The organism is Nocardioides sp. GY 10113 (genome assembly GCF_004919105.1).
Classification (GTDB): domain Bacteria; phylum Actinomycetota; class Actinomycetes; order Propionibacteriales; family Nocardioidaceae; genus Nocardioides.
In genome coordinates this window covers 217213-236654 of record NZ_STGK01000001.1, presented here as the reverse complement: position 1 = coordinate 236654, position 19442 = coordinate 217213, and the positions used below count along the sequence as shown (strand labels likewise).

The 19442-nt window shown below is 69.2% G+C and carries 16 protein-coding genes and 1 tRNA gene; 10 read left to right on the top strand and 7 right to left on the bottom strand.

Features of this window, described 5'->3' with window-relative positions:
• The first annotated feature begins 20 nt into the window (after window positions 1–20).
• Complete coding sequence (locus tag E8D34_RS01000; RefSeq protein ID WP_206056491.1) at window positions 21–1883, top strand: hypothetical protein; 1863 nt, start codon at window positions 21–23, stop codon at window positions 1881–1883.
• A gap of 34 nt (window positions 1884–1917) precedes the next feature.
• Here E8D34_RS01000 and E8D34_RS00995 read toward each other — a convergent pair whose 3' ends face one another.
• Complete coding sequence (locus E8D34_RS00995; protein WP_136592702.1) at window positions 1918–4323, bottom strand: hypothetical protein; 2406 nt, start codon at window positions 4321–4323, stop codon at window positions 1918–1920.
• Window positions 4324–4495: 172 nt separating this feature from the next.
• Between E8D34_RS00995 and E8D34_RS00990 the strand changes: the two genes are divergently transcribed.
• The 6 genes from E8D34_RS00990 (at window position 4496) to E8D34_RS00965 (ending at window position 13919) form a co-directional block, all read left to right on the top strand.
• A complete protein-coding gene (locus tag E8D34_RS00990) occupies window positions 4496–6643 on the top strand; it encodes an MMPL family transporter (RefSeq protein ID WP_240771014.1) in 2148 nt (715 codons plus the stop codon).
• 77 nt (window positions 6644–6720) lie between these two features.
• Window positions 6721–7446, top strand: coding sequence for a hypothetical protein (locus tag E8D34_RS00985; protein ID WP_136592700.1), 726 nt, complete (start codon window positions 6721–6723; stop codon window positions 7444–7446).
• A gap of 8 nt (window positions 7447–7454) precedes the next feature.
• Window positions 7455–7979 (top strand): 2'-5' RNA ligase family protein, encoded by a 525-nt coding sequence (locus E8D34_RS00980; protein ID WP_136592699.1) that lies wholly within the window; start codon window positions 7455–7457, stop codon window positions 7977–7979.
• 112 nt (window positions 7980–8091) lie between these two features.
• Entirely contained in the window at window positions 8092–8916 is an 825-nt protein-coding gene (locus tag E8D34_RS00975) for a DUF5067 domain-containing protein (protein ID WP_136592698.1), read from the top strand.
• 750 nt (window positions 8917–9666) lie between these two features.
• A complete protein-coding gene (locus tag E8D34_RS00970) occupies window positions 9667–12267 on the top strand; it encodes a hypothetical protein (protein WP_136592697.1) in 2601 nt (866 codons plus the stop codon).
• Between the two features lie 302 nt (window positions 12268–12569).
• Entirely contained in the window at window positions 12570–13919 is a 1350-nt protein-coding gene (locus E8D34_RS00965; RefSeq protein WP_136592696.1) for a hypothetical protein, read from the top strand.
• A gap of 11 nt (window positions 13920–13930) precedes the next feature.
• Here the strand turns inward: E8D34_RS00965 and E8D34_RS00960 are convergent, their stop codons facing one another.
• A complete protein-coding gene (locus E8D34_RS00960; RefSeq protein ID WP_168929289.1) occupies window positions 13931–14824 on the bottom strand; it encodes a phosphotransferase in 894 nt (297 codons plus the stop codon).
• A gap of 153 nt (window positions 14825–14977) precedes the next feature.
• Here E8D34_RS00960 and E8D34_RS00955 point away from each other — a divergent pair, with 153 nt between their 5' ends.
• The 3 genes from E8D34_RS00955 to E8D34_RS00945 all read left to right on the top strand — a co-directional run bounded on the left by E8D34_RS00955 (window position 14978) and on the right by E8D34_RS00945 (window position 16736).
• Window positions 14978–15517, top strand: a complete 540-nt coding sequence (locus E8D34_RS00955) for a VanZ family protein (RefSeq protein WP_136592694.1) — start codon at window positions 14978–14980, stop codon at window positions 15515–15517.
• Between the two features lie 599 nt (window positions 15518–16116).
• A complete protein-coding gene (locus E8D34_RS00950; protein WP_136592693.1) occupies window positions 16117–16497 on the top strand; it encodes a hypothetical protein in 381 nt (126 codons plus the stop codon).
• Complete coding sequence (locus E8D34_RS00945; protein WP_136592692.1) at window positions 16497–16736, top strand: helix-turn-helix domain-containing protein; 240 nt, start codon at window positions 16497–16499, stop codon at window positions 16734–16736. Before E8D34_RS00950 ends, E8D34_RS00945 begins: the two co-directional genes overlap by 1 nt.
• Window positions 16737–16740: 4 nt before the next feature.
• On the opposite strand, the gene E8D34_RS00940 is transcribed toward E8D34_RS00945, so the two are convergent.
• The 5 genes from E8D34_RS00940 to E8D34_RS00920 form a co-directional block, all read right to left on the bottom strand.
• Entirely contained in the window at window positions 16741–16965 is a 225-nt protein-coding gene (locus E8D34_RS00940; protein WP_136592691.1) for a hypothetical protein, read from the bottom strand.
• Between the two features lie 130 nt (window positions 16966–17095).
• A complete protein-coding gene (locus E8D34_RS00935) occupies window positions 17096–17527 on the bottom strand; it encodes a PIN domain-containing protein (protein ID WP_136592690.1) in 432 nt (143 codons plus the stop codon).
• Window positions 17524–17745 carry a hypothetical protein gene (locus E8D34_RS00930; RefSeq protein WP_136592689.1) on the bottom strand — a complete coding sequence of 74 codons (222 nt, stop codon included), beginning with the start codon at window positions 17743–17745 and terminating at the stop codon, window positions 17524–17526. Before E8D34_RS00930 ends, E8D34_RS00935 begins: the two co-directional genes overlap by 4 nt.
• 68 nt (window positions 17746–17813) lie before the next feature.
• Window positions 17814–19073: a site-specific integrase gene (locus E8D34_RS00925; RefSeq protein ID WP_136592688.1), complete on the bottom strand. Its 1260-nt coding sequence runs from the start codon at window positions 19071–19073 to the stop codon at window positions 17814–17816.
• 106 nt (window positions 19074–19179) lie between these two features.
• Window positions 19180–19263: transfer RNA gene (locus E8D34_RS00920), tRNA-Leu, on the bottom strand.
• Between the last annotated feature and the right edge of the window lie 179 nt (window positions 19264–19442).

Genomic DNA, 19442 nt, shown 5'->3' with positions numbered 1-19442 from the left:
CATCACAGCGCGAGGCACGCATGTCCGACCGACCGATCCTGCTCTTTCTCCACGGCGTCGGGGGCGGCGACTGGGAGAACACCTGGAGGGCGCCGCTCGCGACGTCGCTGCTCGAGGCCGGCTACCCGGGCCTGGACGGGGTCAGGGTGTTCGCGCCGAAGTACGCCAACGCGCTCAAGGGGGTGGACGACGACGACCCGCTGCCCAAGCTGACCGTCAAGGCGCTCTCCGGCGAGGCCGCCAAGCGGCACCGCCGGGACTTCGAGCGCCGGACCGGCGCCGTCGAGATGCGGCTCGGCCGCCACGACCCGGGGAATGGATGGTTCGGCGGCGGCGCGATCGTGGGGCTGGCCGCCGGCGCTCCCGGGTTCGGCCAGGCCAACAACTACCTCACGAGCCGCCGGATCCGTGCCCAGGTGCTCAAGAGGGTGCTGGGGCGCCTGCCGGCGTCCGGCCGGATCGTCGTCGTCGGCCACAGCCTCGGCTCCGTGATCGCCGCCGACGTCCTCCGCCGCCTGCCCCCCGGCCTCGAGGTCACCGGCTTGGTGACGATCGGCAGCCCGCTGGGCCACCCCAGCTTCAACGTGGACAAGCTCCGCGACACCCTCGGCGGCCCGCCGAGCAACCTGGCGTGGTGGGTCAACTTCTGGAACGCCCTCGACCCGGTCACCTCCGCCAAGGGCGTCTCCGCCGTCTTCCCCTGGATGATCGACCATCGGGTGCAGGCGCCGCCCGGGCCGGCCGTCCACTCCGCGCGGACGTACCTGTCCCAACCAGCGGTCGCGCAGGCGATCGGCTTCGGCCTCTTCGGCTCGCAGTCGAAGGAGCTCGCCACCGTCGACACCGGCATCGACATCCCGCTCGACTACGCCGAGACCGTCGCCCTGCTGGCCCTCCGCTACGCGCACCTGACCAGCGCGCACCTCGAGGGCGACAAGCAGGAGCGGTACGCCGGAGCGCTGCGCCACGTGCAGGGGTCGACCGTCGAGCTGATCCGCAAGCGGAACGCCGACGCCGGGCGGCCGATGCCCTCCGCACTGGCCCGCCTGGACGTCGACCTCTCGGACCTCGAGGCGCCGGCCCCGGTGCCCGGCGAGGTCACCCACCTGTCCAAGGACGAGGCGATCGTCCCGCTGATCAGCATCGCCGCCGCGAACGTCCTGCGCCCCTTCGAGATCGAGGTGCCGAAGCGCGAGCGGCGGCTGGCGATGGAGGCGCTGACGGTCGAGATGGGACTGGGCCGTCAGATCGGCACCGACGTCTTCGTCGCCGGGGAACGGGCCCGCGACGTGCTCAAGATCGGCGGCACCAACTGGATCAAGTGGCTGGCCCTCGGCCTGGGCGCCGCCGCGGTCGTCGCCGCGACGGGCGGCCTCGCGCTGATGGCCGCCCCCGGCGCGGTCGGCGCCGCCGCCGTCACCAGCGCGCTGGCCGCCTTCGGCCCCGGCGGCATGATCGGCGGGCTGCTCACGGCCGGAACACTGGTCAGCGCCGGTGGCGGCGGGATCGCGATCGGCCTCGCCAGCCCCGGCACGTCGGCCGAGACGGTGGAGGCGGTCATCGCCACCCAGCTGTCGTCCGTCATCCTGCGCCAGCTCCAGGGGATCGACCAGGACCCGACCACCTGGGACGTGCTCGCCGAGACCGGGATCGAGGTGCGGCGCGAGCTCTCGCGCCTCCGCGCCTACTCCGACGACTCCGCTCCGATCCTGAGGGAGCTCAAGCGCAAGCTCGACGCGATCGACCGGGCGCTCGGCTACCTCCATGAGCACGGGCTGGGCCCGGGCGAGGAGGAGGTGGACCGGGACGACGCCGAGCTGGTCGACGCCGAGCTGGTCGACGCCGAGCTGGTCGACGCCGTGGTGGTCGACGACCCGCGCTGACCGGGCGCGGTCGCGAGTCGGCCGACGTGCTCGGTCACGCCGTGGAGGGCCTGCCGACCACGAAGAACGTCTCCCACTCGCCCGCCACGGTGCGGTCCGCGGTCAGGAACTCGCCGCCGCCCGGCTCGACGGACCACAGCCGCCCGGTGAGGGTGGAGACCCACGCATGGCGGCCGGGGTCCGCCATGGTGCCGAGGATGAAGGTCTCCCACGGCCCGCGCTGGGTGGCGCTGGCGGTGAGGGCGCCGCCACCGCCGCCGGCGGCGGAGACGAACAGCCCGTTGGCAGCCCGGAGGGCGACGAGCACCTTCTCGCCGTTGCCGTCCATGACGTCCTCGAGCTCCAGGACGGTGAACCGTTCCCGCGGGCCGATGAACTCCTCCGCGCCGGTCGTCCGCAGCGCGCCGGGCAGGACGACGGCGTCGTCGTCGTTGACCGTCACCATCCGACCGTCGAGCGTGATCAGGCTGCCGACGTACTGCCGCTGGGCCTGCGTGCTGGCGGCGGTGACCTCCGGGTCGAAGGAGCGGGTGGCGGTGAGCAGCGTCGGCGCCGGCCTGCCGTGGGCGTCCGGACGCTCGCCGACGGTGAACGCGACCAGCGTGTCGAGGGAGAGCGCGGCCGCGGCGACGGCGCTGCGGCTGGTGGCCCTCAGCCCGTCCACGGCCTCGGTCTCCGGCTTCCAGCTCCCCGCCTCGAAGAAGCGGACCAGCGGGGCACCGCCGCCGACCAGCGCCGTCGCGGCACCCGGACGCCCGGCGACGGCGGCCACACCCGCGTCCGGGCCCGGGGTGTCCGCGAGCGGGATGCGGTTGATCTGCCACGGCGGCCAGGCGCCCAGGTGGCCCTCGATGCTCAGCAACCGCGCGTCGTCGGCCCCCTCGGTGACGGCGTGGACCTGCACGTCGGATCCGTCGAGCGGCTCGGCCGCGAGGGCGCGGGCCCGCGCCACCGGCGGCAGGGTGTCGGCGTCGACGACATGGCCCGCCGCGTCGAGCGTGAACTGCCGGACGAGGCCCTCCCTGTCGGAGACGAAGAGCTCGATCCGGTCGGCACCCGTCGCGGCGGCGGCGAGGCGCGACCGCCCGTCGACCTCGACCGCCACGTCGTCCAGCGGATCCCAGGCCGGCCCCCAGGCGCCGTCGGCGAAGCGCCGGACCTGCACGGCCCCGCCCCCGACGGCGAACACCTGCTGCGTGGTCGGGGTGGGCGAGGCGACGGCCAGCCCGGCATCGGGCGCGAAGGTACGGCCGCCGAGGGCCCGCCACGCCTCCCAGACCCCGCCGTCGTACCGGCAGGTGTGGACCGTCCCGCTGCGACCGATCACGAACAGGTCGATGCCACCGTCCCGGCCGACCGCCGCGAGCTGCGAGGCCGCGTCGAGGTCGGGGGCGGCCAGGGGCGTCCAGCCGCGCCACGGGTCGAGGGTGATCGTCACCCTCGCCTCGCGGGGCCCGGACCCGTCCTCGGCCGTCACCCGCAACGGGGCGCGCCCGAGCCGCATCCACGAACGGGGTGTCGCAGGGCAGGAGGACAGCAGGTACGTCGCGCCGCGGGGAGCGGCCTCGGTGGCGATCAGGAAGGCGTCGCCGGGGCTCCCGCCGTCCGGGGTGGGGTACCCCCGGTCCCACCGGGACGCCGGTGAGCGCAGGGCGATCCACACGGGATCGCCGCCCGGGGCGAGGCCACGCGCGACGACGGCGACCTGGGGGCCCTGGTGCCCCGGGCGTGGCGAGCCCGCCCAGGGCGCGAGCGTGAGCTGCGCGGGCAGCCCGCCGGTGACGTCGGCGACCACCGTCGCGTCGGTGGGGTCCAGCCAACCGGCGCGCTCCGTCATCGGCGGGCTCATCCCCGGCCCCGCGAGCGTGTACGCCGGCGGCGTCCTCGTGCTGCCGGCGGGATCGGAGAAGGTCGGGCCCGTCGGCAACGCGACGGAGGCGTCCACCAACCAGCCGGGGCCACCCATCAGGCAGGACAGGTCGGTGTAGTCCAGATTGGTGAAGTTGCTGTACCGGCCGGCATGGCCGGTGAGGCCGGCGTGCCGGGTCTGGAAGAAGTGCCCCATCTCGTGCAGCACGATGTTGACGGAGAAGTTCAGGGCCACGACGGTCGGATCCGTCGCGGTCTGCCCGGTCCCCGGGTCCGGCCAGTCCTTGAAGACCACGAGGTGCTCGTCGTCGGCGAACGGCAACCCGTCGGCGGCTGCCTGCTGCCTGACCAGCGCCACGGTCTGGCTCGAGGTCGGCGGCGTCCCCCCGGCCACCACCAGCCTGACCGGCGCGTGCACGGACCAGGCGACCGACTCGCGGCCGCCCGAGGCGTCCGACCAGTACTGCTCGACGTACGCGCCACAGGCTGTCAGCCAGGCGAGGTCGAGCGTCGGGCCCGTCCGCACCAGGTCCTTGACGGAGGCCACCACCGCGACGAACTTGGTCGCCATGGATCGACAGTAGGCCGATCACCGACCCCGGTCGACGGTCGACCGCCGGGCGGCCGATGATTTCACCCCGCTCTCGGGGTCGAACTGGGGGACAAACCCGATGGAGACTGTCCCCACCCCCTGAGAAGGTCGAACCATGCACCGTCAGATAGCTGGCCGACTCACCGGCCGTGTGACCAAGTGGTTGGTCCTGCTGTTCTGGATCGCTGCACTCGTCGTCTTCGGCAGCCTCTCGTCGAAGCTGATCGACGTCCAGAACAACGAGGCGTCCTCGTGGCTGCCCGGGAGCGCGGAGTCCACCGAGGTGGCCGACGAGCTCGCGGACACCGTGGACCCCAACAACATCCCGACGCTCGTCGTCTACTACCGCGACTCGGGGCTCACCGCTGCCGACCGCGGCGAGATCGACGCCCAGGCTGCCGAGATCGCGACCCTCGACGGCGTGGTCGAGGGCACCGTGCTCACCCCCGAGCAGGCGGCGCAGGCGGGCTTCCCCGCCGAGTCCGCGGACGGCCAGGTCGCCGTCACCTCGCTCACCTTCAACTTCGGCGCCGACGGGTGGAACGCGATCCCCGACGCCGCGACCGAGGTCCGCGACATCGCCCAGATCGACGGCGTCACCGTCCACCTCGCGGGGTACGGCGGCCAGGCCGCCGACGCCGCCACGGTCTTCGAGGGCGTCGACACGACGCTGATCCTGGGCGCGCTGACCGTCGTCGTCATCATCCTGCTCTTCACCTACCGCAGCCCGATCCTCTGGGTGCTGCCGATCTTCAGCGTGGTCGTGGCCTACAGCGTCGCCGGCGGCGTGGTCTACCTGCTCGCCAAGTACGCCGACCTCACCGTGAACGGCCAGAGCCAGGCCATCCTCGGCATCCTGGTGATCGGCGCCGGCACCGACTACGCCCTGCTGCTGGTCGCCCGATATCGCGAGGAGCTGCGCCGCCACGACGACCGCCACGAGGCGATGGCGTTCGCGCTGCACCGGGCCGCGCCGGCGATCTTCGCCAGCGCCTCGACCGTGGCCGCCGGCATGCTCTGCCTGCTGATCGCCGACCTCAACTCGACCGCCGGCCTCGGCCCGGTCAACGCCGTCGGCATCGGCGTCACCTTCCTGGTGATGGTGACCCTGCTCCCGGCGCTGCTGGTCATCTTCGGCCGGTGGATCTTCTGGCCGAAGCGGCCCGCGCACGGCTCCCGGGAGCCGAACACGACCGGCCTGTGGTCCAAGGTCGGCTCGGCGATCGCGCCGCACCCCCGACGGATCTGGCTGGTCACGACCGGGGTGCTGCTGGTGGCCTGCCTCGGCATCCTCAAGATCGACGCCGGCGGCATGTCCACCGAGGACACCTACACCAAGGAGTTCGACGCGATCGTCGGACAGAAGGTGCTGATCGAGCACGGGATGGTCGACAACTCCAACACCATCCAGGTCGTCGCCGACACCGACCAGATCGCCGAGGTGCAGCAGGCGGTCTCCGGCGTCGACGGCGCCGGGGATCCCACGGACCCGCAACCGATCTCGCAGTCGCGCTCCTACTTCGAGGCGACCGTCGACGCCGACGTCTCCTCGCAGGCGGCGTACGACATCGTCGACCGGAGCCGCATGGCCGCGGACGGCGTCGACGGGGCCGACGCGCTGGTCGGCGGCGGGTCGGCGTTCTACCTCGACACCAAGGAGGCCGCCACCCGGGACAACTGGGCGATCATCCCGACGGTGCTGGTCGTCGTACTGCTGATCCTGATCGGGCTGCTCCGCGCACTGGCGGCGCCGCTGATCCTGGTCGGCACGGTGATCCTGTCCTTCGGCGCGGCGATGGGGCTCTCGGCGCTGCTCTTCGACTACGTCGTGCCACTGGTCACCGACCACTGGCCCGAGGGGGTGCAGGTCGATCCCGGGTTCCCGCTGTTCGCGTTCGTCTTCCTGGTCGCGCTCGGCATCGACTACAACATCTTCCTGATGACCCGGGTCCGCGAGGAGACCGCCACCCACGGCACCCGCCAGGGATCGCTGATCGCGCTGAGCTCCACCGGTGGCGTGATCACCTCGGCCGGGTTCGTGCTCGCGGCGACCTTCCTGGTGCTGGCCTCGATCCCGTTCGTCTTCCTGGTCGAGCTGGGCGTCGCGGTGGCGCTCGGGGTGCTGCTCGACACCATCATCGTCAGGTCGGTGCTGGTCACCGCGATCAACCTCGACCTGGGCGGCAAGATCTGGTGGCCCAGCGCGCTGGACCGCAAGCCGCCGGTCACCCCTCTGGCGGACGGCGCGACCGCGACCGCGGACAAGCCGGCGACGCCGGTGTCCGCCCAGGAGTGGTGAGCCGACCGGATACCCCAAGTGCGGGACAACCCGCGGCAGCACCCGGCGCCCCGCGCGCCGGGTGCTTGTCTGGAGCGATGGCTTCTCGGTGGCTGCGGTTGCTGGTCTCGGTGTCGCTGGCGGGCGCGGCGGGGTTGACCTTCGCCGCCGCCTGGCAGCGCTGGTGGCCCGCGTGCCCGCGGGGTGGCTTCGACTCGGCGGCCTGCCTGGCGGTGCAGAGCCACGAGTACGACTACCTCGTGCCGAGCGATCCCTGGGTACCGATCGGCCGGGCGGCCGAGCTCGCCGGGGCCTCCCTGCTGGTGCTCGCCGTGGCCGCGGCGGTGCTGCCGCTGGTGCTCCGCCCCGGACCGCTGCACGCCGGCACGCGGCTCCTCGTGGTGCTGACCGCCCTCGTACCTGCCGCGGGCCTCACCCTGCTCGGGCTGGTCACGCTGCGCGCGGGGATGGTCGGCCACCCGGTCGCGCCCGACCTCCCCGTCCTGACCCTCGGCTACCTCGCCTGCGGGGTCTTCTGGCCCGCGGCGCTGGTCTGGCTGGCCGCGACGCGGCCCCGACCGCGCGCGGCCGCGCTCACCACGGCCGTGCTGGTGGCGCTGGCCACGCCGATCCCGGCGCTGCTGGTCCTGGGTCCGCTCGCGGCCGGGTACACGTCGTACGACACCGCGCCGTGGAGCGAGGCGGGCGCGGCGCCGGTCCTGCTCGCGGCCGCGGTCGCGGTCTGGGCCGTGCGGCGACCGCGCGCCACACCGCCGCCCGCCGACCGCAGCCTCCCGACGGTCCGGCACTCCGCGTCCGCGTAGCGCTCGAGATGGCGCTCGCCGTCTGCCTGCTCTTCGACGACCGCTCCGACCGGCTGGTGCGGGAGCTGTGGTCTCGGCTGGAGGATGCCGGGGTCGCCACCCTGGCCACCCACACGCACGGCCACCACCAGCCCCACCTGTCGTACGCCGTGCTCCGGGACTGGGACCTGGACCGGGTCCGCGAGGCGCTCGCCACCCTGCCGCCCGCCCGGCCGTGGCCGATGTCCTTCCACGGCACGCTCGCCTTCCCGCGCGGCCGGGCCGCCCTGGCCCCGGCCGTCACCGCGGACCTGGCGCTGCGGCAGTGGCGGATCGCCACGGCCCTCAAGGCCACCGGCGCCGACCTGCACCGCAACTACGAGTCCGGCGAGTGGGTCCCGCACGTCGCGGTCGCCACCCGCGCCCAGGGCGACCAGCTGGCCACGGTGGTGAAGGCGATCGCCGACGTTTTGCCGATGACGGTCCGCGTGGACCGGGCGGCGTTGATCGACAGCTCGACCGGGCAGACCTGGCCGCTGCGCCGCATCCCCTGACGCCAGGCGTGTCACCGGTACGTCGGTGCCGGGACCCGCGGTCGCGCCCGCGGAGAGCGAGCCGCGCCTGCAACAAACTTCGAGACCGTCACTCGACGCCGATGAGACACACATGGCCAACACCGAGATTCCGCAACCGACCGCCGCTCCGCAGCCGGGCCCGCCCGGCCCCCCGCCCGCACAGGGCAGCAACGGGCTCGCAACCGCGGGCTTCGTGCTGGGCCTGCTGGGCCTGCTCGGCTCGTGGATCCCGCTGCTCAACATCCTCGGGATCCTCCTCGGCGCGATCGGCGTCGTCCTCGCCGGTGTCGGTCTCGCAAAGTCCAAGAGGGCCGGAGCCGGCAGGGGCCTGTCGATCGCCGGCATCGTCCTCGGCGGCCTCGCGGTCGTGTTCGCGATCGTCGTGAACGTCGCCTTCGTCGGCGCGGTCGACGAGGCCATCGACGACGCCATCGACGAGACGAGCACGTCGTCGGGCGCCAATGGCACCGGGGGCAAGTCGAACGAGCTGGACGAGGCCGAGGACGCTTCCTCCTTCGTCGACGGCGTCCTGACGACCCCTGACGTCAAGATCGTCATCACCGACAACAAGGTCATCCCGGTCGGCGCCAAGGGCAACGAGTACGGCGACAAGCCGGTCATCGCGTTCTGGTACGAGATCACCAACCTCAGCGGCGAGAAGATCGACCCGATGGAGTGGCTCTTCCTCATCAGCGCCTACCAGGACAACAACCCGAACGCCGAGAACGAGCTCGAGGTGGGCTCGCTTCCCGATGACCGGTTCCTCGACACCCAGATGGAGACGATCAAGAAGGGCGGAACCGTCGAGAACGCCATGGCGTACGAGCTGGACGACGAGGTCACTCCGGTCGACCTCGTCGCCTCCGACATGCTCGGCATGGACGAGTACGGCACGGTCACCTACGACGTGAAGTAGGCGGGTCCGGCGGGCACCCGTCGCACCTGTACTGAGCCGCAAGCGGAGGGGCGTGGCCCGCTGGCCCGCCCCTCCGCCGTCGAATCGGCGCCTCGCGGACCGGCGCCTGGAAAAACAAGAAACCCCCAGGTTTCCCTGGGGGTTTCGCTGTGCGCGAGGGGGGAGTTAAACCAGAGCATTTCCACGTTCAGATGTCCGAAATCCGCCAGCCTGAGCGTGATATCGACCTTCGAGCAAGTCCGGTTGACTCCCGATTTCCCGGGGGTGTGCCACCTGCGTCTCGGCTTCATCGCGGCCCGAGACATCGCCAAACGAACCACTACGGCCGAATCTGAGTGAGGTGAGGTCGCGCGCGGAATCGCCGACGTCGCGCGGCATCCGCTCAGCACACGCCCAGCCCCTACGGCTACAGACACCGAGGTCCGGAGCCGCACCGCCGGCGTTCCCCACCTCGCCGACAGTCGCCCGAACTGCACCCGTAGCCTTGAGTTGACCACTCCCCAAACAGAGCGTCAAGCCCTTCGCGATCAGCGCATAAGGGCTCACGGCCCCACGCGGACGGGACGCGCCAACCCACTCCTTCGGAGACGCCGAGGCATCAGCCGCTCTCATCCGAATCGGATCGGATCGGATCGGATCGGATCCGATGGAATCATTCTCGGTCTCTCAAAGCCAGAATTACCCGGCCCGAAACAGGGCGCAATGAGTGAAAGATTAACGATGCGCCACACCATAGAATTGCTTCGAGCCATGCCGCGCTTCGATAGGACGCTAATCCTCGTCGTCTACTCGGTCCTTGCGGCATCGCCCCTATACGCCGTTGGAGCGAACCAGGGCCTGCAATGCTCGGCTGAAGACTGGCAGAATTGCAGAACAATCTCCGGAATCGGCATCGCAATGGTTTCCATCGCACTATTCGCCGGCGGCGCGCTCTTCATGAGGTCGAAATTGACTCGCCGCTCCATTATCCGCGACCGTTGGGCACGACTGCAGATCGTCTGCATCGCTCTTCCCCTGGCCGGTTTCACGGCAACCGCCGCGGCATTCGCCCAGCAGGCTGGCGACCTATCGCGCGGGCCGTTGACCCTCTCCTTCATCGGCATTGCTTGTTGCGGCCTCCTTGCAGCCGATGTCTCCTCGCCCAAGCAAGGCGGCACGCCCATCCTCGCAGCAGCGATCTTCCTTCCAGCGGCAAGTGCGATTTGGACAAGCCATGGATCATGGGGCCATAGGGAGGTTGCGTCAGGCCATCTGTATGTGGGCTACCTGCTGGCTGGGATTGTCGCCGCCCTGCTGGGAAGCCCATTGGCCACGGACGGAGCGGTCGGACTATTGGAACAACAGTCCAGGCATATTCACGGCTTTATCAGATCCCTTCCCCGTCGAATATCACTCCGCTCGGTCGCCATCGCGATCGCGATTTGCAAGTTGGCTGGCTACCTCGTGTTCAGCGCCGATTCACACCTGATCACTTCACCGCTCGCGCCAACACTGGCAACCGCCACGGTCGTGCTGACGTGGGTCCTGCTCGCGTCAGGGCAGTCGAGCAACATTTCGGCCTCCAGGGTGTCGCGCTCGCGGTCCAGGCTGTTCGCATACCCACAAACCGCTATTGCATTCGTGATCGCACTGGCAGCCTTGGCCTACCTTGCATCCAGAAGCATTGCCTACGAGGCAAACCGGAGTCGCATTGATTTCGGAATCGAACTGAATCTCGCCCTAGCATTCCTCCTTGCCCCGATGGTGACTACCTCCATCCTCTCTATCTATACGAGCCGATTTCGCAAAACGTTGACGCTCGCAACTATCGCAGGGGCAACGTGGGCCAGCTTCAAGTGGTCCATTCTCCCGTACGCCGCAATTTATGGAATGGACTTCCACCTCGACCCGCTTTGGGCGGTCATTTCTGGACGGGGTGCCTACTTGTGGCTATTCGGTTGTTGTGCCTTAATCTGGGCCGGCACCCTACTGATTCGAATTTTGTTCAATTTGTGGGCAGCCAGTACGGGCGCTGGCCCCGTGCTATTCACTTCTGCACACTGGACGACGATCTATCGATCCAGGCTGCTATGGGCCGCATGGGCTGGAATCATGTACGTTTGCATACTGACCGCCGACGAGAGCGACTTTCTCGCGAGTGCACCCGATCCCGCGGATGTCGACCTAGTGACTACCGCCGCCTTCTTGATCCTTTCCGGTCTCGCTGGCCAGCAACTCTCCAATCGCGTTCTGATGGCGGTTGTCACATGGATGATATTGATGCCCGCAATGGCCTTCGCGCCGCTGATCGCCGGGTGGGTTCCCGCGGGCGTGCCGTTCTTTTCCGTCCTCGTTGCTCCCGCCATTCTTATGCTCACCACCGGCGCCAAGGAGCTGGTTGGCGATCCCCACGGCCCAGCGACCTTTCTGTCCGAAGTAGGTCTTTCCGGGATGACGGTGCCCATCTGGTCAATCACAGCCTCCTTCGGATTCGGTGTGTCCACCGTTTCCGACATGCTTTCCCCCTTGGTGGAAACACCCAATGGCGACATAGTCGAGAATCTACTCTTACTGATTGGCCTACCTGCCGTGACGGCGTTTTCTACGGCATCCCGCCACGGCTACCGCATACCTGAGCAAAGTTTCTTGTACCGCACCGAGGCTTGGGATGCTCTGATCCCCGAAAAAGGATGGCCGGATACCGGCGAAGGCATCTCATATGAGCAACGCGGCCTTATCTACGGCATTGCTCTCGCCGAGCGCTCCCTGGCCGCAGTTCAAACAAACGCTCCCCACGTCGACCCTGAAATGCGCGCTTCGCTGGACGCACTTTGGTCGCACGCAGATGGCACGCATCCGCTTTCTCTCGAATCGGCCAACTCGCTTCTCGAGTCATGCAACCAGAGGGTCGAACAACTGAGGGACAATGAGCGTCAGCCATGGCCCGGTTGGGGGGATCCATTTGCCGACCACTGGCTCGCATCCTTGGCGTTGAGTTGGTCGGCGGCGGTCGTAGTTGGGATTGAGGAGGACGATGCATGTCTAAGCGAGTTGTCCTCGATGGAGCGACAGCGCTTGGCGGCAATCGAGGCGACCGATGGCGCCACCGGAGATCATACTGAGCGCGCCTTCGATGAGGCGATGTTTCGCGCATTGCTTGCCGTTCGGTCACTGAATATAGCCGGAGTCATGACAGCAGCCACCAACTACTCCCTCGCCATATCAAAAGGACAATTGGACCTACTCAAGCACGAAAATGCCGAATTGGAATTGAGGGGAGAATTGGCCGTCTTGGGATCGCCGGCGTCGCTCTACCACGTGTTGGACATGATGAAGACCGTCGAAGACCTCAGAACGGGCGCGACCGCTTGACGCGTGCACGACATCAGCGATCCAGGCGCCGAGTCGGAGTCATGCCCAGCCTCCACCGCGCCCGCGCAGCCAGATACCCGCTTGGTTTGACTCTGCATCTTCCGCCAACGCCCAAACCTCTCGCGAGAAATTGTTGGCATGGCCACGTGCCAGTGGGGCGGAGCCCAACATTCGGTCCGCGCTGGTCGTTCGTCGCCGCGGATTGCTCGGGATAGGCTGCGGACCAGCTGGACGAGTGCGGGCGGACATGCCCAGATCAGGAAGGCGTCGAATTGCTAAGGTTGGGCCGACCGCACGGTCTCGTGGCGTTCGCTGGCGACCGCATGTGGCCGCAACTCGACGCACTCGCTCAGTGGAGCGGCGGGCTGAGTGAAGTACACCTGGTTGTGGCGCACGGTGACGAGGCCTCGGGCGGACCCGCGGACCGGATCGCGGCGTTTGTCGCCGATGCCCTGCCTCACGTCGTTGTGAACCGGCACGGGCCGATCGCCGACGACGAGCCGGCCGAAATCTTGGCGGCCGTCGAGAAGGCGACCGGCGGCCACGGGGCCGGATGGCTCCTAGATGCTTCCGGCGGGTCACGGTTGATGTTCGCGGGAGCGGTGCGCGCCAGCGCAACGATCCCCGGCCTACGAGTGGTTCACCGCGACGCCCGTGGCCCCTGGTACGAGGTCCACGCCGACGGTGGCGCGCGCCTGCTGGAGGGTTGGGACCCCGCGGCGATCGAGCAGTTCACACTGGCCGACCTGCTGGCCGTCACCTGGGCGGACGAGGAGCGGACCGCGACCGTCCAAAGCACCACAGTGGAATCCGAGATCACCGCGGCCGCCGCCACCGCCGCCAAGGGGGCCGACTGGCGGCACGAGTTCGAACGCGCAGCCACCCGCGTGCGGGCCCGCCGATCGATCGGCCAGGGTTCGCTGTTCGAGCAGTTCGTGCTCGCACTGGTGCGTCAACTCGGCGTGGAAGCGGATGATATCGGGATCTCGGCAATGCTTCACGACGGCACTCAAGCGGTCCAGGAGGTCGACGTCGTGGTCAACAGCCACGGACGGCTTCACGTCATCGACTGCAAGCTCACCGACGAAGCCGGGTCCGCACCGATCGGGATGCAGATCCGCGACGCCTACGCCACCCGACGACAGCTCGGCGACGGCGCCGACCAGTACATCCTGCTCCGCCCCAACCGGGTCGTCGGCGAGGAGTTCCGCAGCCTCGCGGAGGAGTACGACATCCGGGTCGTCGACCAAGCCACCCTGGAGGAGCGGCCGCTGCCCGACGTACTTGAGCAACTGCTGCGCCCAGGACACCCCGGTTCGCCGGCCCCAAGTCGACCGCTCCCCCGGACGCTCCGGGTGGCGCAGGAGAACGGGCTTGTGGATGTGTACGCCGAGTTCGTCCAGTCCCGGGAACCGGTGCGGGTCTACGACCACCAGCGGTACATGGTCCTCCAGATCTCCGCCGGACGCCGCCTGACCTCTCACCAGGTGACGAAGGCTGTCTCAGGGGTACTGCGCGACGCGGGAACGGTCATCGACACGCAGCGCTGCAGCAAGGGCACCCGATTCACGGTCGTCGTGCGCCCCGGGGACCGCAGGCACGACCAGGCCGCCCAGCGGCTCGCGACCTTCACCCTCGACCACCTGCGCTGACCGGAGACCCGTCAGATCGTCCGCCAGGGACGCTGCTGCGAGGGGTCGACATCCCACGTCAGGACTCGATGCCGCAGTTCGTCGCGGGCCACTGCGGACGTGCTCCAGAGGCTGGCGAGCCAGGTGTTCATCTGGGACTCGCGCACGACCGCGAGTTGCCCGGCCAGCACCCAGTCGGGGTTGCCAGCGTACCCGTCGACGAACGCCTCCCAACGGTCACTGTCGCGGTGGAACCGGCGGTAGGTGACGAGCGACGGGGCGAGGTCCAGCTCCGGGGGGCCGATGCAGAGGTCGTCCAGATCGATCATCCTGTGCTCGCCATCGAGGCGGACCAGGTTGCCGGGCCAGGCGTCGCCGTGGAGGACGACCGCACCGGCGGCCGCATTCAACGGGAGCCCTGCGAGCAGGTCGAGAGCTGCTTCGGCGTGGGCATGCAACGAGCCGGAGATCTCGCCGGGGATCGTGGGGTCGAGCTCCTTGAGGCGCCGCCGGATCCGGTCAGCGACACCCGGTGCCGGGAGATCGACCGGCGGGACGACGGCGTGCAACCCGGCGAGGGTGCGCCCCAGAGCAGCGGCATCGTCCGCCCCATCGTCGCTCACCGGCTGACCGAGCGGCCATGCCGTCGCGACGAATCTGTCGGCCCGAACCGAGGCCGGTCGGGCTGGCGGCACGACGGGCGCACCTGCCTCGGCGAGCTGGCTCGCCAGGTGCAGGGCCGCATCGACTGCTGGCAGGTCGTCGATGTGGTGGACGCGCAGGATCACACGTTCCACTGGCGCTCGGAAAACAGCGGCGGAGCCCCGGCGTACTAGCTCGAGGTGACCGACCGGATGACCGAGCAGTTCGGTTGCGAGGTGCCGCAGCTCAGGCCTGCCACGATCGTCGGCGACGATTTCGGCCAACGAGTCGGAGGTGGCCGTATGCGCCGGAGAATGGTAGGTGTCGCCCGTCCCTGATCGGGTTCGGCACGCTGGGCAGGCTGGTCGATGGCGTGAGCAGTCGCCCAGCGGCGCGCTTCCGGGACAACTTGAACCGGTTCTGGTTCGGTACCGCCCATGACTCAGATCGAACGCGCGTACGACGGCACAATTCCCTTCGCCCTCATGGTTGTCGTGCTCCTCACCACCGGCGTGTTCCTCTGGCGCTCCTTCAACGGCAACGAGCCCCTGGGCGCACGCAGCATCGCCAGCATCAGGGTCGCGCTTCTCACGGCCTCCGTCGCGTGCGTCCTCTACGTCACACTGCTTCCGGCGCAGGTCGGGGAGGGCGGGAGCGAGCTCATGCCGTTCACCAACCTCGACTCGTACGCGGGCCGCTCGCAGGCAATCGCGAACACGCTCCTACTCATCCCCACCGGCTTCCTCTACGCACTGAACATCGCGCGCGGCAGGGAGCGCCCGATCCGGAATCTCGCCGCGTTCGCGGTGCTGTTCTCCGTCGGCCTCGAGGTCGCCCAGGGCGTCCTCCCCATCCACCGCGTCGTGGCGACCGAGGACGTGCTGATCCACGTCGTCGGCGGGTTGGTCGGTGGGCTCGCCGCATTCGCGATCTGCGCCGTCGCTCCGCGTCGGGTCATCGCCGTGACCGCAGCCTGATCCGCGATCGTCGGAACGGTTCCCGTCGATCCGCTTCCCCTCGTGGGTGCACTAGGTGTGTACCGCTTCAGATCGCTCGAAAAGTGAGGCACGAAACTGCTCCGGTGAGCGACGGCGCCGTCCCTCGGCGGTGGGCTTCTCCAGGCCGAGGGACAGCAGGGGCGTCAGCAGCTATCGCAGGTGCAGGTCAGGCTCCAATCCGCAGTCCCAGCACACCGGCCATTGCCCGTACGGGATGTACTCATGTGTGGCTTCATGAGCCTCACACCAACGACAGACTTCGACAGACACGGCGTTTCTCTCCCCTACTCGGTACCTTGACGGATGCCGACGGCGGCGCCCCCTTCACCGGGGACCAGCACTCGGCGTCTCGGACCGTGCAGCCCGCGGTGACCCGCGCAACAGCGACCAAGATGGGACGGCGCTGATGGGACGACAGCCACGGCACCGCTCGATCTGCATTCGAATGCCGAGACGGTGAACTGGCCGCACTTCACGAGTGGCCCCGTGTCCGGCGCCGGAGCCGGAATCTATTCAGAGCTCCGAACAGCCGGCACCTGGCGTGTCCATTCCGGGGCGTGCTTGCGCTTGCAAGGGGCATGGAGATTCTGTCGATCAAGGCGCCTGGCGCCTGCGCCCACTGCCGGCAGCCGTTCGAGCGCCCGCCCGCGCGCGTCGGGCGCATGCGGGTCTACTGCTCCGATCGGTGCCGCAGGGCCGCCTGGGATGCTCGTGCACGGCCCGGCTCGGACGGCGTCAGGGTCGTGATGGTCGAGCGGGTGGTCGTTGAGGCAGTCGACCTCAACGAGTGCTCGCGAAGGGTGGCGGAGTCCCCGGTCGCGTGTCGCAACGTCCTGCGGGCGCTGCAGGATCTGGCCGAGGCTGGCCGCCTCGACTCCGACCCGAAGTGGGAGCGCGCGTACAAGGCCTTCCTCGATCTCCGCGCCACGCTCGAGCCGAAGCCGAGGGGGTGGCGGTGATGAGCGGGCGGCTGCTGACGACCAGGGAGGCGGCCGAGCTCCTCAACGTCCCCGAGCGGTGGGTCGCGGACGCGGCCAGGGCGGGCCCCATCCGGTGCACCAAGATCGGCAAACACGTTCGGTTCCGCGCCGAGCACATCGAGGAGCTCATCGCCGCCGGCGAGCAGCCGGTGACCGCGGCACCCGCGGGGCTCACCGTTGTTCCGCCCCGACGCAACGGCAGTCGCTCAAGGCTCTGAGCGTTCAGGTGCCGGGCCCGACGATCTGCGCGATCCGGTGCGCTCGGTCTTCTACTTCCCGAGCGAGTGCCTCGAGCTCTGCGCGGTCGATCGGTTGGGTCGCCTCCAGTGCCGCCGCACGGATGAAGGAGGTGACCTTGGCACCGGCGGCCTCGGCCCGTGCACGCAGCTCGGCGATCTCGGCATCGGAAAACCGCACCGAGATGGTTACGTTCCGACGGACCGTCACCGGCTCCGGGTGCTCGAGGTCGAACTCCGAGACGCCCTCGGTCGTACCTCACCTCCACTCGCGCCGACCCGATCGATTGTGTTACGGAGCAAGTGGTTCCGCAACGCAATCCGGAATCCGCGGCCAGTCGCTACGTCAACACCTCGGGCAGCAGCGAGAAGTGGCCACCGGCCGCGGGCGTGAGAGCCGGGAAGTGGCGGCGATCAAAGGTCGCGATCTCGTACACGCCCAGGCGCTCCGCGACCGCCGCCACGGACGCGTCGGTGCCGCCGAGAGGAAACGACGCGTACGCCCGCACCAGCGAAGCCATGCGCTCGACGTCCGCGGTGGTCAGGTCCACCAGCGTGAACGTGCCCTCGGCAACGGCATCAAGGAACGCGGCTTCCACCTCGGGGCCGCCGTGTGCGTTGAGCCAGTAACAGACCTCGGCCATCACGGTGGCCGGCAGCAGGATCTCCTCACCTGACATGTGCAAGGTGCGGAAGAGGTCGTTCGCCACCGCGTAGTAGCGATCCTTCACGTTTGCGAGCGCGACCAGCGGGCCGGTGTCGCAGATGATCACTGCTGTTCGCTGCCGAAGCCGCGGGCGAGGACCGAGTCGACGTACTCCGGCGACGAGCCGTCGTCCGGACCGTCCTTGATCATGCCGGCGAACTTCGGGGGCCACGTTCCCTTGGGCGTCGACGAGCTCAGCCTGCGGGCGTCCGCGAGCAGCACGTCGACCTGATCGTCGGGCATGCCCTCGATCAGGTGAATGAGCTCGTCGCGGTTCGCGGTCACGACATCCACTCTAGGTGAGCGGCACTGCGCCCCGCAGGCGTCGGCGCGCGCAATCCACAAGCCCGCGTTCACGCCTGCCCCTTGGGTCGGATCGTTTCTCCCGACAGCGCGGTGTCGATGATCCCGGAGATCAGCTCGTCACCGACCGGCAGCAGGTGGCCGTAGGTGTCAATGGTGGTGGTGATCGACTCGTGCCCCAGCCGCGCCTGGATGTGCGGGAGCGGGGCGCCGCCGGCGACAAGCCACGCCACATGGGTGTGGCGGAGGTCGTGGAAGCGGAAACGTGGGACGCCCTCGGCCTCCAGCGCCTTCATCAGCTTGCGCCAGACGTGGGTGGCGAAGTCGGCGTTGTGGAGCGGGTAGCCCTTGTTCGAGGTGAAGACGAAGTCGTCCGCAGCCCGGCCCTCGACGTGCGGCCGGAGCACCGTCACCAAGGACGGGGAGATGGTGATGGTGCGGCGCGACTTCGCCGTCTTCGGTACGCCGAGGTGGTGCTCACGCATCGTGTGCTTGGCCGTCAGCTGCCGGGCCAGCCAGCCAGGGATCTCGGTGGCGTCGGCCTCGCCGTTGCGCTTCCACGCCTTCGTCACCCGGATCGTGCGGCGCTCGAGGTCGACATCACCCACCCACAGGGCACCGAGCTCGCCGAAGCGCAGGCCGGTGCCGACCGCCACCGTCAGCAGGTCCCCGAAGGGGCCGGCCAAGGAAACGGCCCGACGCAACTCGGCCTCGGTGAGGAACCGGAGCTCGGGCCGGGACTGCTTCACCCGCGACATCCGCGGCGCCGTGCCGATCGCGGGGTTGGCCGCGAGGTGGCCCTGGTCGACGGCGTACGCGAAGACGCCGTGGATGAGCCCGTGGTAGTTCGCCTTGGTCTTCAAGGACCGGTCCCAGTCGATGAGCCACTCCTTGAGGTCGGCCGAGCCGATCGCCGACACCGGCCGCGTGAACAGCAACCGCCCACGCACCGACAGCTCAGCCAGCACCCGAATGTGCCCCAGGTAGCGCTTCCGCTGCCCCGGCGACAGGTCGACGATCTGCCGCACGTACTCCTCCCCCAGGTCGTCGAACCGCGGCGTCGGCCGCAACGGATCAGCCGACGCAACCGGACGGACGAAGCCCTCGCCCTTCACCCACCCCTCGGGCCACCGCTGCCCCGCCGCGTCGACCATCTTGCGGAACCCCTCGGCCCGCAGCAGGTTCTGCTCGTCGGAGCCGGCCGCGAACGTCTCCACCTGCCGCGCGCCCTCGCGGAACCCGCCCAGGCGCCACACCACCCGCGCCGACGTGCCCCCGTCGGAGCGCCTCCGCTTCTCGATCCACGCCATGCCCAGCACCTTCCGAGTAAGGCTGGTGCCCCCATCGTGCCCCCACGGGCCGACAGTTCCTCGGGAAAAACAAGAAACCCCCAGGTCATCCCTGGGGGTTTCGCTGTGCGCGAGGGGGGAGTTGAACCCCCACGTCCTTTCGGACACACGGACCTGAACCGTGCGCGTCTGCCTATTCCGCCACTCGCGCTGGTGTGGTGAAGCGCCTGAAGGCTAACCCAGCGATGGCCCCGGACTCAAAACGGGGGCGCATGTCGGGGTGCGGGCGGCTCTCGCGGTTGGCGGGGATGCCGGATCGGCGAGGTCCACCCCGATACGATCGAGCGACCGATCCGCCCCCGTGCAGAGCCGTACGGCACACTCCGGGGC

Excerpts from the sequence above, each read along its gene's own strand:
- E8D34_RS00975 (WP_136592698.1), top strand. The coding sequence starts at position 8,092 with ATGGCCAACACCGAGATTCCGCAACCGACCGCCGCTCCGCAGCCGGGC.
- E8D34_RS00970 (WP_136592697.1), top strand. The coding sequence starts at position 9,667 with ATGCCGCGCTTCGATAGGACGCTAATCCTCGTCGTCTACTCGGTCCTT.
- E8D34_RS00925 (WP_136592688.1), bottom strand. The coding sequence starts at position 19,073 with ATGGCGTGGATCGAGAAGCGGAGGCGCTCCGACGGGGGCACGTCGGCG.
- E8D34_RS01000 (WP_206056491.1), top strand. The coding sequence starts at position 21 with ATGTCCGACCGACCGATCCTGCTCTTTCTCCACGGCGTCGGGGGCGGC.
- E8D34_RS00955 (WP_136592694.1), top strand. The coding sequence starts at position 14,978 with ATGACTCAGATCGAACGCGCGTACGACGGCACAATTCCCTTCGCCCTC.
- E8D34_RS00995 (WP_136592702.1), bottom strand. The coding sequence starts at position 4,323 with ATGGCGACCAAGTTCGTCGCGGTGGTGGCCTCCGTCAAGGACCTGGTG.
- E8D34_RS00985 (WP_136592700.1), top strand. The coding sequence starts at position 6,721 with ATGGCTTCTCGGTGGCTGCGGTTGCTGGTCTCGGTGTCGCTGGCGGGC.
- E8D34_RS00945 (WP_136592692.1), top strand. The coding sequence starts at position 16,497 with ATGAGCGGGCGGCTGCTGACGACCAGGGAGGCGGCCGAGCTCCTCAAC.
- E8D34_RS00950 (WP_136592693.1), top strand. The coding sequence starts at position 16,117 with ATGGAGATTCTGTCGATCAAGGCGCCTGGCGCCTGCGCCCACTGCCGG.
- E8D34_RS00980 (WP_136592699.1), top strand. The coding sequence starts at position 7,455 with ATGGCGCTCGCCGTCTGCCTGCTCTTCGACGACCGCTCCGACCGGCTG.